The following is an 18,296-nucleotide window of genomic DNA, read 5'->3' on the forward strand; positions in this document are numbered from 1 at the left end:
TCCAGGGTAGCTACCCGGCGGCCCGGGCGGCGGGCGGGGGCAGCGGCTTGCGGCGTGGCGGGAACACCTCACCGGGTGTGGGGATGGGCCGCTCCGGGCGCGGGTCCTTGGGCTGCGGCCGTGCGGGCTCCGACGCCGGGGCGGGCCTCGGCTTCGGATCCGCCGCGGCGGCGCGGCCGCCCGGCAGGGCGAGCAGGCGGGTGCGGGGTCCGGGGGTGACGGCGGCGAGCCGCGCCCGTACGGAGTGCTCGGCGAGCCGCCGGCACCGTTCGAGCAGCGCCGCCGCCACCGGCAGGGCGCGCAGCGCGCGCAGTGCGGCGAGGTCGTCCGGGGTGGGGTCGTAGCCGGCCGCCAGCGCGTCCTGGAGCAGCTCCAGATAGCCGGGGGCGGAGCCGGGCAGGGCGGTGCGGTAGCGGGCGAGGTCGGCCAGCAGAAAGGCGCGCAGCCGGTCCGCCTCGCGTACGGCCTCGTCCACGGAGCCGGCCAGCCGCAGGCAGTCCAGGACGTCCGCGTCCGCTAGGGGGGCAGGGTGGAGGGCGACGGCGAGGGCGCGTCGGAGCACACGCAGCTCGTCTGCGCTGAACGCCATTCCGCCGCGGGATCCGTAAGGCGTGGGCATGAACCGACAATACTTCGGAAAGGGACAAAATCCGTTTAATGGGGGTTGGTGGGCGAGTTGCCTTTTCCCCACCCCGCCCCTTCCCGAAAGCCCTCGCCGGGCGGCCGGGGGTTCCCTGCGGGTGGGGTGGGGGCGGGCTGCGCGGTTCCCCGCGCCCCTTCAGGACCCGGGGCGCTGGGGCGCAGCCCCGCGGTGTTCAGGGGCGCGGGGAACCGCGCGAGCAAGCCAGCACGGTCCGCGGACGAAGTCCCGGCCTTCCAGCGGACCGGGGCGCAGCCCCGGCCAGCCGGGGTGCGGGGGCGGAGCCCCGCCAGGGGGGCCGGGGCGGAGCCCGGGGGGAAATGCTTGTCCTTCACCCCCACCCGCCCCCGGAGGGTTTGGGGGAACGGGCGGGGTGGGGGATGGTCACATGCGGGAGATGTTGCGTTCGTACACCAGCCGGAGCCCGATCAGCGTCAGCCACGGCTCGTGCTCGTCGATCACATGCGCCTCACCCAGCACCATCGGCGCCAGCCCTCCCGTCGCGATCACCGTCACGTCGGAGGGGTCGCCCCCGGGCCCCACCAGCTCACGGGCCATCCGGGTCACGACCCCGTCGACCTGCCCGGCGAACCCGTACACGATCCCCGCCTGCATCGCCTCGACCGTGTTCTTGCCGATCACCGCGCGCGGCCGGGCCAGTTCGATCTTGCGGAGCTGCGCGCCCTTGACGCCGAGCGCCTCGACGGAGATCTCGATGCCGGGGGCGATCACCCCGCCCGCGTACTCCCCGCGCGCGCTGACCGCGTCGAACGTCGTCGCCGTGCCGAAGTCGACGACGATCGCGGGCCCCCCGTACAGCTCGACCGCCGCGACCGCGTTGATGATGCGGTCCGCGCCGACCTCCTTGGGGTTGTCCATCAGGATCGGCACGCCGGTCTTGATGCCGGGCTCGACCAGGACCGCCGGGACGTCGCCGTAGTAGCGGCGGGTCACCTCGCGCAGTTCGTGCAGCACCGACGGCACCGTCGAACAGATCGCGATGCCCTCGATGTTGTCGCCCAGCTCCGCCCCCAGCAGCGGGTGCATGCCCATGAGGCCGTTGAGCAGGACCGCCATCTCGTCGGCGGTACGCCGGGGGTCGGTGGAGATGCGCCAGTGCTCGACGACCTCCTCGCCGTCGAACAGGCCGAGGACCGTGTGCGTGTTGCCTACGTCGATCGTCAGCAGCATCGGTTACTCCGCCTCGCGCAGATCGAGGCCGATGTCGAGGATCGGGGAGGAGTGGGTGAGCGCGCCGACCGCGAGGTAGTCGACGCCCGTCGCCGCGTACGCCGCCGCGTTCTCCAGCGTGAGGCGGCCGGAGGACTCCAGGAAGGCGCGCCCGGCGACGAGTTCGACGGCCCGGGCGGTCTCCTGGGGGGTGAAGTTGTCCAGCAGGATCAGGTCCGCGCCCGCCTGAAGGACCTCCCCGACCTGGTCGAGCGTGTCGACCTCGACCTCGATCGGAACCTCCGGGAACATCTCCCGTACGGCCTTGAACGCCTGGGCGACACCGCCCGCGGCCACCACGTGGTTGTCCTTGACCAGCGCCGCGTCGGACAGCGACATCCGGTGGTTGACGCCGCCGCCGCAGCGCACCGCGTACTTCTCCAGGGCGCGCAGCCCCGGCGTCGTCTTGCGGGTGTCGCGCACCTTCGCGCGCGTGCCCTCCAGGGCGTCCGCCCACGCGCGCGTGGCGGTGGCGATGCCGGACAGGCGGCACAGGATGTTCAGCGCGCTGCGCTCGCCGGTGAGCAGGTCGCGGGTGCGCGTGGTGACGCTGAGCAGCTTCTGGCCCGCCTCCACCCGGTCGCCGTCCGCGACGTGCCGCTCGACCTCGAACTCCTCGGTGCACACGATCGACAGGATCGCCTCGGCGACCCGCAGGCCCGCGACCGTACCGGCCTCGCGCGCGGTGAAGTCGCCGGTGGCGACGGCGTCCTCGGGGACGGTCGCCGCGGTCGTCACGTCCACGCCGCCGTCCAGGTCCTCCTCGATGGCGACGTGCGCGATGTCCTCGACCTGGACGGGGTCCAGGCCCGACTCGGCCAGCAGCGCGGCCAGCGTGGGGTCCAGGCCGCACTCGTACACGTCCTCGTCGCCGCAGCCGCAGTCGTCGCCGCAGCCGCCTCCGCTCGCGGGGACGCCGATCTGGATCAGCGGTACGTCCACCGGCTCGGGACGGTGTTCGTCGGGGGTGCTCACGGTTACGGCTCCCTGGGGGCGTCGGCGACTGTCGGGGGGAAGTCTGCGGAATCGGTACGGCGGACGTCGAGCGTACGGTCCGGGGTCACCCGGACGACGAGGTGGCGGCGCCAGTCCGCGTCGTCCCGGTCGGGCCGGTCCTCGCGCCAGTGGCAGCCGCGGGTCTCCTCGCGGGCGGCGGCCGCCGCGACCAGGACGCGCGCGACGAGCAGCAGGTTGGTGGTCTCCCACGCGTCCACGCCGGGCTCGGCGGCCTTGCGGGCGTCGGGCCCGTCGGCGTCGGACCGGATGGCCTCCAGGCGGGCGGCGGCCCCGGCGAGGCTGTCGGCGGAGCGCAGCACGCCGGCGCCGTTGGTCATGGTCCGCTGGATCTGGATACGGGCCTCGGGGGCGAGCAGCGGGCAGACGGGCGCGTCCTCGCCGGCCCCCGCGCCCCGGGCGACGCCGGCCACGCGCGCGGGGCCGCCCGCGGCGATGTCGGCCGCGATGCGCTCGGCGAACACCAGGCCTTCGAGCAGAGAGTTGGAGGCGAGCCGGTTGGCGCCGTGGACGCCGGTGCAGGCGACCTCGCCGCACGCGTAGAGCCCGGGGACCGTGGTGCGGCCGTGCAGGTCGGTGCGGACGCCCCCGGAGGCGTAGTGGGCGGCCGGGGCGACCGGGATCGGCTCGGTGACCGGGTCGATGCCGTGGGCGCGGCAGGCGGCGAGGATGGTGGGGAAGCGCTGCTCCCACATCTCGGCGCCGAAGTGCCGTGCGTCCAGGTACATGTGCTCGGTGCCCTGGGCCTGCATCTGGCGGGTGATGGCCTTGGCGACGATGTCGCGCGGGGCGAGCTCGGCAAGCTCGTGCTGCCCCAGCATGAAGCGGGTCCCGGAGGCGTCGACGAGGTGGGCGCCCTCTCCCCGTACCGCCTCGGAGACCAGCGGCTGCTGACCCTCGGAGTCGGCGCCGAGGAAGAGCACGGTGGGGTGGAACTGGACGAACTCCAGGTCGGAGATCTCGGCGCCGGCGCGCAGCGCCAGGGCGACGCCGTCGCCGGTGGAGACCGCGGGGTTGGTGGTGGCCGAGAAGACCTGCCCCATGCCGCCGGTGGCGAGCACCACGGCGGGGGCGTGGACGGCGCCCACGCCGTCGTGCTGGCCCTCGCCCATGACGTGCAGGGTGATGCCCGCGGTGCGGCCGTCCTCGTCGCGCAGGAGGTCCAGGACGAGCGCGTTCTCGATGGTGCGCACGGCCTGTTCACGGACGGCTTCGACCAGCGCGCGCGAGATCTCCGCGCCCGTGGCGTCGCCGCCCGCGTGGGCGATGCGGCGGCGGTGGTGGCCGCCCTCGCGGGTCAGCGAGATGGCGCCGGAGTCGTCGGTGTCGAAGTGGGCGCCGGTGGCGATGAGGCGCCGCACCGCGTCCGGACCCTCGGTGACCAGGGCGCGCACCGCGTGCTCGTCGCACAGGCCCACACCCGCCACCAGCGTGTCGTCCAGGTGCTGTTCGGGGGTGTCCCCCTCGCCGAGGGCGGCGGCGATGCCGCCCTGTGCCCAGCGGGTCGAGCCGTCGTCGAGCCGTGCCTTGGTCACCACCACGGTGGCGAGCCCGGCGGCGGTGCAGCGCAGGGCCGCGGTCAGGCCCGCCACGCCCGAGCCGACGACCACCACGTCCGCCTCGATGGCCCAGCCGGCGGCGGGTGCGTCCAGTCGTATGCCGGTCCGGGCCGGGCCGTCGGTCGTCCTGGTCATGCGGGGGCTCCGAAGTTCAGCGGGATGTTGTCGATCAGGCGGGTGGTGCCGACGCGCGCGGCGACCGCGAGGACCGCCTCCCCGGCGAAGCCGTCGCCGGCGTCGTCGAACGTCGCCGGGTCGACCAGCGCCAGGTAGTCCACGGCCAGCGGGGGGTCCGCCTTGGCGGCCTCGTCCAGGACGCCCTGGGCGGCGGCGCGCACCACCGCGGGGGACGGGCCGGCCGCCTCCACCGCGTACGCGTCGGCGGCGGCGCGGGCCTCGCCGAGCCGGGACAGGGCAAGGGAGCGCCCGGAGGAGGCGTGGGTGGCGGCGGCGCGCGCGTGGAGCGCGTGCTCGGCCGTCAGCCGGTCGCGGGCCGCGAACAGCGCGCGCGACAGGGCGAGCGCGGTGGTGCGCTCCTCGGGCGAGAGGTAGCGGTTGCGGCTGGAGAGGGCGAGCCCGTCCGCCTCGCGCACGGTGGGCACCCCGGCGATCTCCACGGGGAAGTTCAGGTCCCGGGCCATGCGGCGGATCAGGGCCAGCTGCTGGGCGTCCTTCTGCCCGAACAGCGCGAGGTCGGGGGCGGTGAGGTGGAGCAGCTTGGCGACGACGGTGAGCATGCCGTCGAAGTGGCCGGGCCGGGAGGCGCCTTCGAGGCGCGCGCCCATGGGGCCCGCGGAGATGCGCACCTGCGGCTCGCCGCCGGGGTAGACCTCGTCCACGGCGGGGGCGAACACGGCGTCGGCGCCCGCCTGCCCAGCCAGTTCGATGTCGGCGTCCAGGGTGCGCGGGTAGCGGTCGAGGTCCTCGCCCGCGCCGAACTGCAGCGGGTTCACGAAGACGGTGACGACGACCTGGCCGCCGGGGCCGACGCTCTCGCGCGCGGTGCGCACCAGCGTCGCGTGCCCCTCGTGCAGGGCGCCCATGGTCATGACGACGGCGCGGCGGCCGGTGCGCTCCAGGGCGGCCAGCTCCGCGGCGGTGCGGACCAGAAGGGTCATCGGTTCTCTCCGTCCGCGAGGACGCCCAGCAGGTCCTCGGCGAGCTCGGGCTTCAGCAGGCCGTGGGCGAGCGCCCGGTCGGCGGTCGTACGGGCCATGGCGAGGTATCCGGCGACGGCGCCGGGGGCGTGCTTGCGCAGCTCGGCGACGTGCGCCGCGACCGTGCCCGCGTCGCCGCGCGCGACGGGGCCGGTCAGGGCCGCGTCGCCGGAGCGCAGCGCGTTGTCCAGCGCTGCTCCCAGGAGCGGGCCGAGCATCCGGTCGGGGGCGGTGACCCCGGCCAGGCGCAGCAGCTCCATGGACTGGGCCACCAGGGTGACCAGGTGGTTGGCGCCGAGGGCGAGGGCCGCGTGGTAGAGCGGGCGGCTGTGCTCCTCGATCCACTCGGGCTCGCCGCCCATCTCGATGACCAGCGCCTCGGCGGCCAGGCGCAGCTCCTCGGGCGCGGTGACGCCGAAGGAGCAACCGGCCAGGCGCTGGACGTCGACGCCGGTCCCGGTGAACGTCATCGCGGGGTGCAGGGCCAGCGGGAGCGCCCCCGCGCGCGTGGCGGGCGCCAGCACGTCCGTCCCGTACCGCCCGGAGGTGTGCACCAGGAGCTGGCCGGGGCGGACGGCGCCGGTCTCGGCGAGGCCCTCCACCAGGCCCGGCAGGGCGTCGTCGGGGACGGTGAGCAGCACCAGGTCGGCGGCGGCCAGCACCTCGGCGGGCGGCACCAGCGGCACGTCCGGCAGCAGGGCGGCGGCGCGGCGCACCGAGGCGTCCGACACGCCGGAGACGGCCACCGGGCGGTGCCCGGCGAGCTTCAGCGAGGCGGCGAGGGCGGGTCCGACCCGGCCGGCACCGACGACGCCGACGGTGAGGCGGGCTGGGCGGGTCTCTGGTTGTGCGTTCACGCGGTGGGGGCCTTCCGTTCCAGTCCGCGAGGGGTACCGGACGATTTCCCCGTCATGCTACGCCCAGGTTTCGACCGGCCCCCGTGACTGTCCACAGGCTGTGGGTGATGATCGGACCATGGAAGATCAGCAAGGCGGGGAAGACCGGCACGGCCGGCCCCGGATCGGGGACGGCCCCGGCGGGAGCGGCCCGGACGACAGCGGCCCGGACGACAGCGGCGCGGACGACAGCCGCACCGGCTCCGGCGCCGGCTCCGGGCACGACGCGCGTCGGCGCAGGGCCGCCGCCTGGCGCGCCTCGGAGCGGACCCTGTGCCGGATGCCGGGCGAGTTCGGCATGGGCGAGCGGCTGACGGCTCTCGCCGCCGACGCGCGCGCGGTGTACGACACCGGCGAGATGCCGGACTTCTACGGCGACGGCCCGGTCGCCGAGCTGGAGCGGCGCACCGCCGGCCTGCTCGGCTTCCCGGCGGCGGCCTTCTTCCCGACCGGCACCATGGCCCAGCAGGCCGCGTTGCGCGCCTGGGCCGGGCGCACCGGCAACGCCACGGTGGCGCTGCACCCCCTCGCCCATCCCGAGGTGCACGAGCGGCGTGCCTTCGGCACGGTCAGCGGGCTGCGCACGGTCCACCCCACGACCGCGCCCCGGCTGCCCACGGCGGAGGAGATCCGGGACTTCGAGGAGCCGTTCGGCACGCTGATGCTGGAACTGCCGCTGCGGGACGCCGGGTTCGTCCTGCCCACCTGGCAGGAGCTGACCGACGTGGTCGAGGCGGCCCGGGAACGTGATGCGGTGGTGCACTTCGACGGCGCGCGGTTGTGGGAGTGCGCCGTGCACTTCGACCGCCCGCTGGAGGAGATCGCGCGTCTCGCGGACAGCGTCTACGTGTCGTACTACAAGACCCTGGAGGGCCTGTCGGGCGCCGCCCTCGTCGGACCGCGGTCGCTGGTCGACGAGGCCCGCACCTGGCGCCACCGGTACGGGGGCCAGCTCTTCCAGCAGTATCCGGCGGCCCTGTCGGCGCTGGTCGGCCTCGACCGGGTGCTGCCGAAGCTCCCCTCGTACGTCGCCCACGCGCGCGTAGTGGCCGAGGGGCTGGCGGACGGCTTCGCCAAGGCGGGCGTGCCGTGGTTCCGGATCAGCCCGGCGGTGCCGCACACCCACCAGTTCCAGGTGTGGCTCCCCTACGAGGCGGACGCCCTGGACGAGGCCGGGCTCGGCCAGTCCGAGGAGACGGGCGTGACGCTCTTCCGCCGCTGGTTCCCGGCGTCCGCCGGTCCGCCCGGGGTCGCGTACACCGAAGTGACGGTGACGGAGCCGGGTCTTTCGTGGTCGCAGGAGGACGTACGGGACGCGGCGGCGGAGTTCGTGCGGAGGCTGGCGTAGGCGGCGCAAGGACGCTCAGTGGCAGGCGGGGGTGCGGGGGCGGGGCGAGGGCAGGAGGCGGGCGAGGGCGGCGCGCAGGCGGCCGTGGGCGAGGTGGCCGGAGAGGACCGCCTCGAAGCGCCGGTAGTCCCGCAGTTCGCGCAGGGTGCGTACGTCGTGCGTGCCCGGCAGCGGGGGCGGGGCCTGGTCGAGGCGGGCGGCGCGGTAGGTGTCGAGCATGTGCTGCTGAATGGCGTCCATGCGTCCAGGCTGCGCCTGTCGCGGCCGTCCGTCGCGTCGATTGACCAGGGGCGTCAAATGAGTGCGGTTTGGTGCGGGCGGGGTGGGGGCTGGGGTGCGGGTCGCGCTGTGGCTGCGGGCCGTCTGTGGCTGGTCGCGCAGTGCCCGGCGCCCCTGGTGGTTTCCGCACCCCGCGCCCCCGGCCCCGGAGGTCACCCCACGCGCAGCAGCAGCTTCCCCGTGGACGTGCGGCTTTCCATCAGGCGGTGGGCCTGTGCCGCCTCGGACAGGGGGAACTCCGCCGTCACCGGGAGGCGCACACGTCCGTCCGCCACCAGGGCGAACGCGCGCGTAGCCAGATCGCGCAGGGCCTTTGGGGCGCCGGACGCCAGGCCCAGGACCGAGAAGCCGGCGACCGAGCGGGCGGCCGGGTAGAGGTCGGGCTGCCCGACCTGCCAGGGTTCCTCACCGCCCGCGTTCCCGTACGAGACCAGGCGCCCGAACAGGGCCAGCGCCTCCAGGCCCCGGCGCAGGGTCTCGCCGCCGACCGGGTCGAGGACCAGGTCCACGCCCCGGCCTCCGGTCGCCCGGCGCACGTCCTCGGCGAAGGAGCCGGTGAGGAACACGTCGTCGTAGCCGTGCTCGCGCGCGTACGCGGCCTTGGCCTCGCTGGAGACCACGCCGTAGACGGCGCCCGCGCCCGCGAGGCGGGCGACCTGGCCGACCGCCGTGCCGACGCCGCCCGCCGCGCCCTGGACCAGGACGCTCTCACCGGCCCGCAGCCGCCCCACCTCGTGGACCAGCGCGTGCGCGGTCGGCAGGACGGTGGGGAGCGTGGCGGCGGCGCGCAGCCCGACGCCCTCGGGCACGGGGAAGACGGTGGCGGCCGGGACGACGGCGACCTCCGCGTAGCCGCCGCCCCCGGACATCGCCGCCACTTCCTGCCCGACCGCGAACCCCTCGACGCCCTCGCCCAGCTCCCGTACGCGCCCGGAGACCTCCAGTCCCGGCACGAACGGCAGGGACGTGACCCGGTACCCCTCCGAACGGGCCTTCACCTCGGCGAAGTTGACCCCCGCCCAGACGACGTCGACGGCGACCTCGCCGGGGCCGGGCCGGGGTGCCTCCGTCTCCACCAGCCGCAGCACTTCCGGACCACCCAGCTCGCTGACCTGAATCGCACGCATGACGCGGGGCCCCCTCGGCACCTAAAGTGTTCAATGAATGTCGAACACCAGGAGTGTACGACGATCGTCGAACACTGGGCAAGGGCGGACCGCCGACTCCGCCCCGGGAGGAAGGACACCGATGACCCATCGCGCGGCGCCCGAACACACCCACCCCGACAAGGTTCCCCTGATCACGGCGCTGGACGCGCTCGGCGACCCGGTCCGTCTCCAGCTCGTGCGCGAGCTGGCCGGGTCGAAGGAGTGGACGCGCAGCTGCGGCTCCTTCGACGTCCCGGTGCGCAAGGCGGCGCTGAGCCACCACTTCTCGGTGCTGCGCGCGGCCGGTCTCGTCGAGCAGCGCGACGACGGGCCCAAGCGGGTGAACCGGCTGCGCCGCGAGGAGTTCGACCAGCGCTTCCCGGGGCTGCTCGAACTGGTCCTCAGCGTCGACTGACGGCGGGCGGGCCAGCCGTCGCCTCAGAGGCCGCCGGCCCGCACCAGCCCCGACTCGTACGCGAGGACGACCACCTGGACCCGGTCCCGCAGGCCCAGCTTCGTCAGGATCCGGCCGACATGGGTCTTCACGGTGGCCTCCGAGAGCACCAGACGCGCCGCGATCTCGCCATTCGAGAGGCCCTGCGCGACCAGCAGCATGACCTCGCGCTCGCGCTCGGTCAGCTTGTCCATGGCGCCGCCGGGACCCTTCGCCTTGCCGGTCGAGGGCAGCATCGGGGCGAACCGGTCGAGCAGGCGCCGGGTGGTGGAGGGCGCCACGACCGCGTCGCCGCTGTGCACCGAGCGGATGGCGCCGAGCAGTTCGGCCGGTGGCACGTCCTTCAGCATGAAGCCGCTGGCGCCCGCCTTGAGCCCGGAGAACGCGTACTCGTCGAGGTCGAACGTGGTCAGGATCAGCACCTTGGGGGGTGTCTCTGCCGCGCAGATCCGGCGCGTCGCCTCCACCCCGTCCAGACGCGGCATGCGCACGTCCATCAGCACCACGTCCACGGCCGTCGCGCGGAGGATCTCGATCGCCTCCGCGCCGTCGCCCGCCTCCGCGACGACCTCCATGTCCGGCTGGGCGGCGAGCACCATCCGGAAGCCGGTGCGCAGCAGCACCTGGTCGTCGACGAGCATGACTCGGATCGTCATCGGGTCCCTCTCCATCACGGCGTACGGGGTCTTCGGCGTACGGCACCCCTCGGGGCGTACGCAAACTACGTGGCGGGCCGCAGCGGCAGCAGGGCGCTGATGCGGAAGCCGCCGCCCGGGCGCGGGCCCGCGTCCAGGGTGCCCCCCACCATGCCGACGCGCTCGCGCATGCCGATCAGACCGTGCCCCTGGCCGTCGGCGCCGCCGTCCTCGTACATCTCGTGCGCCGCCCCCCGGCCGTCGTCCTCGACCAGCAGGCCGAGCCCGTCGTCGAAGTAGACCAGGCGGACGCTGGCGCCCGCCTCCGGGCCGCCGTGCTTGCGCGTGTTGGTCAGCGCCTCCTGCACGATCCGGTACGCCGTGAGCTCGACGCCGCTGGGCAGGGGGCGCGGAGTCCCCTCGATCTTGAAGTCCACGGTGAGCCCGGCCGTGCGCACCTGCTCGACCAGCTCCTCGATCTGCTCGACGTCGGGCTGCGGCACGTACTCCCCCGCCTCCCGGTGCTCGCCGGTGCGCAGCACGCCCAGCAGGCGGCGCATCTCGGCGAGCGCCTGGCGGCCGGTCATCGAGATGGTCTCCAGGGCGATCTTCGCCTGGTCGGGCGCGCTGTCCATCACATACGCGGCGCCGTCCGCCTGGACCACCATCACCGAGACGTTGTGGGCGACGACGTCGTGCAGCTCGCGGGCGATCCGGGCGCGCTCGGCGGCGACCGCGACCTTGGCCTGCGCCTCCCGCTCCTTCTCCAGGCGGGCGGCGCGCTCCTCCAGCTGGGCGAAGTAGGCCCGGCGGGTGCGCATGGAGTCGCCCAGGACCCAGGCGAGGAGGAACGGGACCGTCATCACCACGGCGAAGAACACGGTCTGGCCCGGGCTCGCCCCGCCGTCCGCGCCGCTGTCGTTGTAGTCGGGCCAGCGCACCATCGCGATCACGGCCGCGAGCAGCGAGCCCGCCAGGGCCAGCCGCGAGGCCCAGCGCTCGCCGATGGCGGCGGCGGTGTAGATGGAGACCAGCATGGCGAAGTCCGACACGTTCGGACCGACGTCCAGCGCCAGCTGGGCCAGGCCCAGCCCGGCCGCGAGCACGATCGTCTTCTCGGGCGCCCGTCGGCGCAGCGCCACGACGGCGCTCAGGCCGACGGCGATGAGCAGGGCCACCGGGGTCGAGCCATGACCGACCCCTCCGGACACGAACGACATGCCGGAGATCCCGAGGAGGACGACGGCCCAGAGGGTGTCGACCGCGGTCGGGTGCCTGCGGATGAAGTCGTAGAGGCGCTGCACGTAACCCAGCGTAGGGATGCCGGATCGGTGCAAGGGTCAACCGGAGGGTCGATCCGGGTCGCCGGGGCGTACTCCCCAAGGTGGAGGGCGCCTAGCCTTCTGCTGTGAATCATGAGGCGGGCGACGGCGGCGGTGGCGGGTGGGACGGCGGTCCGGAGGGCGGCTGGTCCGGCTGGCGGGCGGCGACCGAGCGGGCCCTGTACGGCCCCGGCGGCTTCTATCTGCGCCCCGAGGGCCCCGCGGGTCACTTCCGCACCTCCGTCCACGCCTCACCGCTCTTCGCCCGGGCCGTGGCGCGCCTCCTTGAGGAGGTGGCCGGGGAGCTCGGGGGCGGCGAGGTGGCGTTCGTCGACATGGCGGCGGGGCGCGGGGAGCTCGTCACCGGCGTACTGGCGGCGCTGCCCGCCGGATTCCCCCTACGGGCGTACGCCGTGGAGCGCGCGGCGCGTCCGCCCGGGCTCGACGGGCGGATCACCTGGCTGGCGGAGCCGCCGTCCGGCGTCCGGGGACTGCTGTTCGCCAACGAGTGGCTGGACAACGTGCCGGTGGACGTGGCCGAGGCCGACGCCGACGGGATCCCGCGCGAGGTCCTGGTCCGTCCCGACGGCACCGAACGCCTCGGCGCGCCCGTCTCCGGCGCGGACGCGCGCTGGCTGGAGCGGTGGTGGCCGCTGCGGGAGCCCGGGGCGCGGGCGGAGGTGGGGCGTCCCCGGGACGAGGCGTGGGCGGCGGCGGTGGCGACGCTGGCGGAGGGGCTCGCGGTGGCGGTGGACTACGGGCATGTGGCGTCCGCGCGGCCGCGGTACGGCTCGCTCACGGGGTTCCGGGGCGGCCGGGAGGTCGTGCCCGTGCCCGACGGCACGTGCGACATCACGTCCCACGTGGCGGTGGACGCCTGCGCGGGCCCCCGGGCGGAGCTCGTCTCCCAGCGCGAGGCGCTCACGGCCCTGGGCGTCTCCGGCACGCGCCCGCCCCTGTCCCTGGCGACGACGGACCCCGCGGGGTATGTGAGGGCGCTGGCGGGGGCGGGGGAGGGGGCGGAGCTGGTGGGGAGGGGAGGGTTGGGGGACTTCTGGTGGGTGCGGCAGTGGGTGTGAAGGTGCCCGGCCTTCGTCTGCGGGCCGTCTGTGGCTGGTCGCGCGGTTCCCCGCGCCCCTTGAGGGGTTCGTTTCATCTGCGGGCCCGGTGGGGGCTGGTCGCGCAGTTCCCCGCGCCCCTTGAGGGCCGTCGTGTGTCTGCGGCCCGGTGGTGGGCTGGTCGCGCCGTTCCCCGCGCCCCTGAAGGGGTTCGTTTTCATCTGCGGGCCCGGTGGTGGGCTGGTCGCGCAGTTCCCCGCGCCCCTGGTCGGCCCGGATGTCGGGCGCGAACCGGCTCGGGGTGCTCGCGCCGTTCCCCGCGCCCCTTCAGGCACCTCCTGGCGCCGCGCATTCAGACCGCCGGGTCGTGGCGATTCAGCCCCTCCGGCGTTTGAGGAGCGGGGGGCGGGGCGAAGCCCAGACCCCTTGAGGGGCGCGGGGAACTGCGCGAGCAACCCAAGACGGCCTGCACACGAAATCCCGGCCCGATAAGGGGCGCGGGGAACGGCGCGAGCAGCCGTCCCCCTCCCGTGGGCGGCCGCGACGGGGCGTGGTCCGAGGGGGGGTCGGTTCCCCCGGAGGGTTTCGGGGAGGGGCGGGGTGGGGGAATCCACCCCCGGCCGGGGATACTGTCGCCCATGACGGAGACCACGGTCGGCATCGGCGGCGCGGCGGAGAGCACCGACATGGTGCTCAACATCGGCCCCCAGCACCCCTCCACCCACGGCGTGCTCCGCCTCCGCCTCGTCCTCGACGGCGAGCGCATCCAGCACGCCGAACCTGTCGTCGGCTATATGCACCGCGGCGCCGAGAAGCTCTTCGAGGCGCGCGACTACCGGCAGATCGTCATGCTCGCCAACCGCCACGACTGGCTCTCCGCGTTCTCCAACGAACTCGGCGTCGTCATGGCCGTGGAGCGCATGCTCGGCATGGAGGTCCCCGAGCGCGCCGTCTGGACCCGCACCCTCCTCGCCGAGCTGAACCGCGCGCTCAACCACCTGATGTTCCTCGGCTCGTACCCCCTCGAACTGGGCGGTATCACCCCGATCTTCCACGCCTTCCGCGAGCGCGAAGAGCTCCAGCACGTCATGGAGGAGGTCTCCGGCGGGCGCATGCACTACATGTTCAACCGCGTCGGCGGCCTCAAGGAGGACCTCCCGCTCGGCTGGCTCGGCCGCGCCCGGGACGCCGTCGCCGCCGCCACCTCGCGGATGGACGTGTACGACCGGCTCGTCCTCGGCAACGAGATCTTCCGGGGCCGCACCCGCGGCGTCGGCGTACTGTCCCAGGAGGCCGTGCACGCGTACGGCGTCAGCGGCCCCATCGCCCGCGGCTCCGGCGTCGACTTCGACCTGCGCCGCGACGAGCCGTACCTGGCGTACGGCGAACTCCAGGACACCCTGAGGGTCGTCACCCGCACCGAGGGCGACTGCCTGGCCCGCTTCGAGGTGCTGCTCGACCAGACCCACAACGCCCTGGAGCTGGCCGCCGCCTGCCTCGACCGGCTCGCCGAGCTGCCGCCCGGGCCGATCAACCAGCGTCTGCCGAAGGTCCTGAAGGCCCCGGAGGGCCACACCTACGCCTGGACCGAGAACCCGCTGGGCATCAACGGGTACTACCTCGTCAGCAAGGGCGAGAAGACCCCGTACCGGCTCAAGCTCCGCTCGGCCTCGTACAACAACATCCAGGCCCTCGCCGAACTCCTCCCGGGCACCCTGGTCGCCGACATGGTCGCCATCCTCGGCTCACTCTTCTTCGTCGTCGGTGACATCGACAAGTAGGCGAGCGGGGAACGGAAACCAGCTACGGGAAGGGGCCCGGCGCGTCGGCGCCGGGCCCCCTTTTTCCCCTGTCCGGCCAGCGAATCGCTCAGCCGCTCAGCTGCCCCGGACTCACGAGATCGCCGTCCGCAGCCCCATCACGTCCAGCTGCTCCGTCTCGTCGTGCGCCGTCAGGTCGATGACCTTGCCCACCACCCGCTCGGGGCCGGTGTGCGGCCGCTCGGCCAGGACCTCCTCGCCGACCACGTCGGCCAGGTCCTCCTCCGCGGCGGCCTCTATCGCGGCCTCGACGGCCTCCTTCTCCGCGGCCGTGCCGAAGAAGTCGAAACTGCCCTCGGGCCGCACCGCGCGACGCGCGACATACGGAATCACCGCCGCCGCGACCGGCTTCGGCGCGGCGGGCAGCGCGGGAAGGGCGGCGGACGACGGGCGGACGTGCTCGCCGCTCCCCTCGGCCGCCGCGCGCTTCCCCTGCGGCTCCTGGACCTCCCGAGGCTCGCGCGAGCCCCGCGCCTCCCCGTCCTCGGGCAGGCGGGCGGGCGGCAGCACCGCCGCCCGCGCCTCCTGGGCGCGGCGCGCGTACGGCAGGTTCTCCAGCGCCTTGGAGGCCGCCGCGTAGGCCTCGGGCGTCGGCGTACCGGCAGCGGCGGGCAGCGCCTTGGGGGCGCCGGCCTCCAGGGCGAGCCTGCGGCGGCCCTCCAGGGCGCTGGCGCGCTCGGTCTCCGCCGTCGCGTACCGCCGCAGCAGGGCCGCGTGTTCGCCGCGCAGCTTGGCCAGCTCCATGCGCTTGGCGCGGAGCTTGGCGTCCAGACGGCCACGCAGCTCGCGCGACTCCTCCAGCTCCGCCTCCAGTTCGGCGATCCGCTCCTCGGTGCGCCACTGGTCGGCCGCGCGCGAGCGGGTCAGCTCGGCGACCCGGCGCCCGGCGGCCCGGTCCCAGCCGCGCATCAGCACGGAGCCGGTGACGGCGGCCACCGCGGCGGCCGCGGCCAGGCCGCGCAGGGCCAGGGGCTGATCGAACAGCCAGGCGCCACCGGCGCAGAAGACCGCGGCGCCGGCGACGGCCGACGGGGGGAGGAGCCTGTGCAGAGGAGGGGAATGGCGGTGGCGTCCACGTGGCATGGCCTGAAATTTACCGTGCGTAGACGCCCAATGGAGCCCCAGCCCGCCAATCTTCCGAATCTTCTCCCAACCGTCTTCTCCGGGCCCCGGCTTTCGTTACTTCCGGATCAGTCCCTTCGACTGGAGATAGTCCTTGGCGACATCGGCCGGCTTGGCCCGCTCGGCGTCCACCTTGCGGTTCAGATCGACGAGATCACCGGTCGTCAGCGCCTTGGTGAGCTTGGCCAGCGCGTCGGCTATCTCCTGGCCGCCCGCGTCCTTGGCATTGACCACGGGAAGGACGTTGTCCGCGTTCTGGAGCTTCTTGTCGTCCTCGAGGAGCACCAGGCCGTACTGGTCCAGGGTGGCGTCGGTCGTGGTGGTGAGCACCAGTTGGTCGACGCCGTCCTTGACGGCCTGCTTGGACTGCGGGGTGCCGACCCCCTTGGGGTCGATGCCGCCGACCTCGATGCCGTACTTCGCCTTCAGGCCCGGGGCGCAGAACGGGCGCACGGAGCACTCGTCACCCGCCGCGACCTTGACCTGGACCTTCGACTTTCCCAGATCGGAAAGTGACTTGAGGCTGTTCTTGGTGGCGAATTCCTTGGTCACCGCGAACGCGTTCTGGTCGACCGCCGCGCCCGCCGGGAGCACCTTCAGACCCCGCGGGGTGGCGAGCTTGGTGAGCTCGGCGACCGTCGCCGCGGTGTCGCTGGAGGCGAGCGGCTTGTCCTTCGCCTTCTCGCCGTTGACCTTGGCGTTGAGGAATTCGGTAAGCGTAGCCGCGTATTCCGGAACGACGTCGATCTCGCCGTTCTCCAGCGCCGGTTCGTACAGCTCGCGGTTCTTCACCGTGGTGACCGAGGTGCTGTATCCGGCGTCGCGCAGGACCTGGGCGTAGAGCTCGGCGAGGACGGCGGACTCGGTGAAGCCGGCGGCACCGACAGTGAGCGAGCCCTTCTTGCCGCCCCCGCCACTACTCGCCCCGCCGCCGCTTCCCTTGTCCTTGTCCTTCTCCAGGCTGTCGCCGCCGCACGCGGCCAGCGAGCCCGCCAGCGCCAGCGTGCCCAGCACCGCACCGGCCGTGCGCAGGATCTTGCTCATGAACGTTCACCATCCGAGAGTTCGTAGGTCCGACGTGTCCGGGTCCGGCGCGGGCCGGGGGGTGTCACGGTGCCGTGCTCCGCCCGCGCGCCGCCCGCAGCGGGCTGAAGAGCCGGTCTGCCAGCACCAGCACGCCCTCGACCAGCAACGCGAGCAGCGCGGCGAGGATCGCCCCCGCGACCACCTGCGGTGTGTTGTACGTGGCGAACCCGGCCGTGATGATCCGGCCGAGGCCGCCGAGGCCCACCATGGAGGCGATCGTCGCCGTCGCCACCACCTGCACCGCGGCCGACCGCACCCCGATCATGATCAGCGGGTACGCGAGCGGCAGCTCCACCCGGGCGAAGAGCTGGCCGCCCGACATCCCCATCCCGCGCGCGGCCTCCACCACCGACCGGTCCACCTCGCGCATGCCCACATACGCGTTGGTCAGCAGCGGCGGTACCGCGAAGAGCACCAGCGCGATGATGGTCGGCGCGTACCCCTCCTTGCGGAGGGGGGTGAGCATCAGCAGGCCGAGCACCGCGAACACCGGTACCGCGCGGCCCACGTTGGAGATGTTGACCGCGAGCACCCCGCCCCGCCCGATGTGCCCGAGCCACAGCGCCAGGGGCAGCGCGATCGCGCACGCCACCAGGAGCGAGACCCCGCTCACGTACGCGTGCTCGGCCAGGCGGTGCCAGGCGCCGTCCTCGCCGGACCAGTTGGACCCCGTCGTCAGCCAGGTCCAGGCGTCGGCCATGACCCCCATCAGCGCACCCCCGCCCTCGTCCGTATCCGTGTCCAGGGCGTGAGCAGGCGCTGGAGGCCGAGCAGCAGCAGGTCCGCCACGAGCGCGAGCAGCACGCACAGCACCGAGGCGGTGAGCACCTGCGCCTTGAACGTGGACTGCACGCCGTCGCCTATGAGGTTGCCGAGGCCGCCCTTGCCGACCACCGAGCCGACCGTGGTCAGCGCCACCGTCGACACCGTGGCGATGCGCACACCGGCCAGCAGCGCGGGCAGCGCCAGCGGCAGCTCCACCTCGAACAGCAGCCGTATCCTCCCGTACCCCATCCCCCGGGCCGCCTCGCGCACGTCGGAGGGGACGGCTTCGAGGCCGGCCAGGATGTTCCGTACGAGGATCGTCAGCGAGTAGAGCACCAGGCCGGTGACGACCAGTGAGGCGGAGAGGCCGAACACCGGCAGCAGCAGCGAGAACATCGCCAGCGACGGGACCGTGTAGAGCACGGTCGTCAGGGTCAGGACCGCGCCCGCCACCGATCTGCGGCCGCGCGCGAGCAGCGCCAGCGGAAAGGCGATCAGCAGCCCGATCAGCACCGAGGCCGCCGTGATCCAGATGTGCTGGACCGTGGCGTCGGTCAGCTCCTGGCTGCGGGAGCTCACGTACTCCCAGCAGATCCAGTCGTTGCGCACCAGGCAGTTCCGCGCGACCACCGTCCCCCACCTCCCCCGCAGGCTCCCCTTCGGTCCCCGACCGAACGTCTGTCTGGCGACCCTAACCCCCGCCACTGACAATCACCGAGGGGCGGTGGGCCGATCCCCGGATCGAACACAGGGCGGCAACATG

Annotated in this window: 18 protein-coding genes; 4 read left to right on the forward strand and 14 right to left on the reverse strand. The window is 74.0% G+C overall.

The window, feature by feature from the left end:
• Window positions 1-10: 10 nt before the first annotated feature.
• The 6 genes from ACZ4MU_RS26810 to ACZ4MU_RS26835 form a co-directional block, all read right to left on the reverse strand.
• Window positions 11-589 (reverse strand): hypothetical protein, encoded by a 579-nt coding sequence (locus tag ACZ4MU_RS26810; RefSeq protein ID WP_467881455.1) that lies wholly within the window; start codon window positions 587-589, stop codon window positions 11-13.
• A gap of 435 nt (window positions 590-1,024) precedes the next feature.
• Window positions 1,025-1,831: a type III pantothenate kinase gene (locus ACZ4MU_RS26815; RefSeq protein WP_365100157.1), complete on the reverse strand. Its 807-nt coding sequence runs from the start codon at window positions 1,829-1,831 to the stop codon at window positions 1,025-1,027.
• Window positions 1,832-1,834: 3 nt separating this feature from the next.
• Window positions 1,835-2,845 (reverse strand): carboxylating nicotinate-nucleotide diphosphorylase, encoded by a 1,011-nt coding sequence (nadC, locus tag ACZ4MU_RS26820; RefSeq protein WP_467881457.1) that lies wholly within the window; start codon window positions 2,843-2,845, stop codon window positions 1,835-1,837.
• A 2-nt stretch (window positions 2,846-2,847) separates the two neighbouring features.
• Window positions 2,848-4,578: an L-aspartate oxidase gene (locus ACZ4MU_RS26825; protein ID WP_467881459.1), complete on the reverse strand. Its 1,731-nt coding sequence runs from the start codon at window positions 4,576-4,578 to the stop codon at window positions 2,848-2,850.
• Window positions 4,575-5,561: a pantoate--beta-alanine ligase gene (gene panC, locus ACZ4MU_RS26830; RefSeq protein ID WP_467881461.1), complete on the reverse strand. Its 987-nt coding sequence runs from the start codon at window positions 5,559-5,561 to the stop codon at window positions 4,575-4,577. Before panC ends, ACZ4MU_RS26825 begins: the two co-directional genes overlap by 4 nt.
• On the reverse strand, window positions 5,558-6,457 hold the full coding sequence (locus tag ACZ4MU_RS26835; protein WP_467881463.1) for a Rossmann-like and DUF2520 domain-containing protein: 900 nt from the start codon (window positions 6,455-6,457) through the stop codon (window positions 5,558-5,560). Before ACZ4MU_RS26835 ends, panC begins: the two co-directional genes overlap by 4 nt.
• 118 nt (window positions 6,458-6,575) lie before the next feature.
• On the opposite strand from ACZ4MU_RS26835, the gene ACZ4MU_RS26840 reads away from it, so the two are divergent.
• On the forward strand, window positions 6,576-7,844 hold the full coding sequence (locus ACZ4MU_RS26840; RefSeq protein WP_467881465.1) for a threonine aldolase family protein: 1,269 nt from the start codon (window positions 6,576-6,578) through the stop codon (window positions 7,842-7,844).
• 15 nt (window positions 7,845-7,859) lie between these two features.
• On the opposite strand, the gene ACZ4MU_RS26845 is transcribed toward ACZ4MU_RS26840, so the two are convergent.
• Entirely contained in the window at window positions 7,860-8,084 is a 225-nt protein-coding gene (locus ACZ4MU_RS26845; protein ID WP_467881467.1) for a hypothetical protein, read from the reverse strand.
• A 191-nt stretch (window positions 8,085-8,275) separates the two neighbouring features.
• On the reverse strand, window positions 8,276-9,250 hold the full coding sequence (locus ACZ4MU_RS26850) for a quinone oxidoreductase family protein (RefSeq protein WP_467881469.1): 975 nt from the start codon (window positions 9,248-9,250) through the stop codon (window positions 8,276-8,278).
• 121 nt (window positions 9,251-9,371) lie between these two features.
• Here ACZ4MU_RS26850 and ACZ4MU_RS26855 point away from each other — a divergent pair, with 121 nt between their 5' ends.
• The gene (locus tag ACZ4MU_RS26855) at window positions 9,372-9,686 is read left to right on the forward strand and encodes an ArsR/SmtB family transcription factor (RefSeq protein ID WP_467881471.1); all 315 of its coding nucleotides are present in this window, start codon (window positions 9,372-9,374) and stop codon (window positions 9,684-9,686) included.
• Between the two features lie 23 nt (window positions 9,687-9,709).
• Here ACZ4MU_RS26855 and ACZ4MU_RS26860 read toward each other — a convergent pair whose 3' ends face one another.
• Both ACZ4MU_RS26860 and ACZ4MU_RS26865 read right to left on the reverse strand, forming a co-directional pair.
• A complete protein-coding gene (locus ACZ4MU_RS26860; protein ID WP_467881473.1) occupies window positions 9,710-10,381 on the reverse strand; it encodes a response regulator transcription factor in 672 nt (223 codons plus the stop codon).
• Between the two features lie 65 nt (window positions 10,382-10,446).
• Window positions 10,447-11,664, reverse strand: coding sequence for a sensor histidine kinase (locus ACZ4MU_RS26865; RefSeq protein ID WP_467881475.1), 1,218 nt, complete (start codon window positions 11,662-11,664; stop codon window positions 10,447-10,449).
• Between the two features lie 104 nt (window positions 11,665-11,768).
• Here ACZ4MU_RS26865 and ACZ4MU_RS26870 point away from each other — a divergent pair, with 104 nt between their 5' ends.
• Together ACZ4MU_RS26870 and ACZ4MU_RS26875 are read left to right on the forward strand one after the other, a co-directional pair.
• On the forward strand, window positions 11,769-12,761 hold the full coding sequence (locus ACZ4MU_RS26870; RefSeq protein WP_467881477.1) for an SAM-dependent methyltransferase: 993 nt from the start codon (window positions 11,769-11,771) through the stop codon (window positions 12,759-12,761).
• A gap of 617 nt (window positions 12,762-13,378) precedes the next feature.
• On the forward strand, window positions 13,379-14,521 hold the full coding sequence (locus ACZ4MU_RS26875) for an NADH-quinone oxidoreductase subunit D (RefSeq protein ID WP_467881479.1): 1,143 nt from the start codon (window positions 13,379-13,381) through the stop codon (window positions 14,519-14,521).
• 111 nt (window positions 14,522-14,632) lie between these two features.
• Here the strand turns inward: ACZ4MU_RS26875 and ACZ4MU_RS26880 are convergent, their stop codons facing one another.
• The 4 genes from ACZ4MU_RS26880 to ACZ4MU_RS26895 all read right to left on the reverse strand — a co-directional run bounded on the left by ACZ4MU_RS26880 (window position 14,633) and on the right by ACZ4MU_RS26895 (window position 18,163).
• Window positions 14,633-15,643 (reverse strand): hypothetical protein, encoded by a 1,011-nt coding sequence (locus ACZ4MU_RS26880; RefSeq protein ID WP_467881481.1) that lies wholly within the window; start codon window positions 15,641-15,643, stop codon window positions 14,633-14,635.
• 96 nt (window positions 15,644-15,739) lie between these two features.
• Window positions 15,740-16,726 (reverse strand): ABC transporter substrate-binding protein, encoded by a 987-nt coding sequence (locus ACZ4MU_RS26885; protein WP_467881482.1) that lies wholly within the window; start codon window positions 16,724-16,726, stop codon window positions 15,740-15,742.
• A 64-nt stretch (window positions 16,727-16,790) separates the two neighbouring features.
• A complete protein-coding gene (locus ACZ4MU_RS26890; protein WP_467881484.1) occupies window positions 16,791-17,477 on the reverse strand; it encodes an ABC transporter permease in 687 nt (228 codons plus the stop codon).
• Window positions 17,477-18,163: an ABC transporter permease gene (locus ACZ4MU_RS26895; RefSeq protein WP_467881486.1), complete on the reverse strand. Its 687-nt coding sequence runs from the start codon at window positions 18,161-18,163 to the stop codon at window positions 17,477-17,479. Before ACZ4MU_RS26895 ends, ACZ4MU_RS26890 begins: the two co-directional genes overlap by 1 nt.
• Between the last annotated feature and the right edge of the window lie 133 nt (window positions 18,164-18,296).

Source organism: Streptomyces sp. NPDC026377, assembly GCF_055567715.1.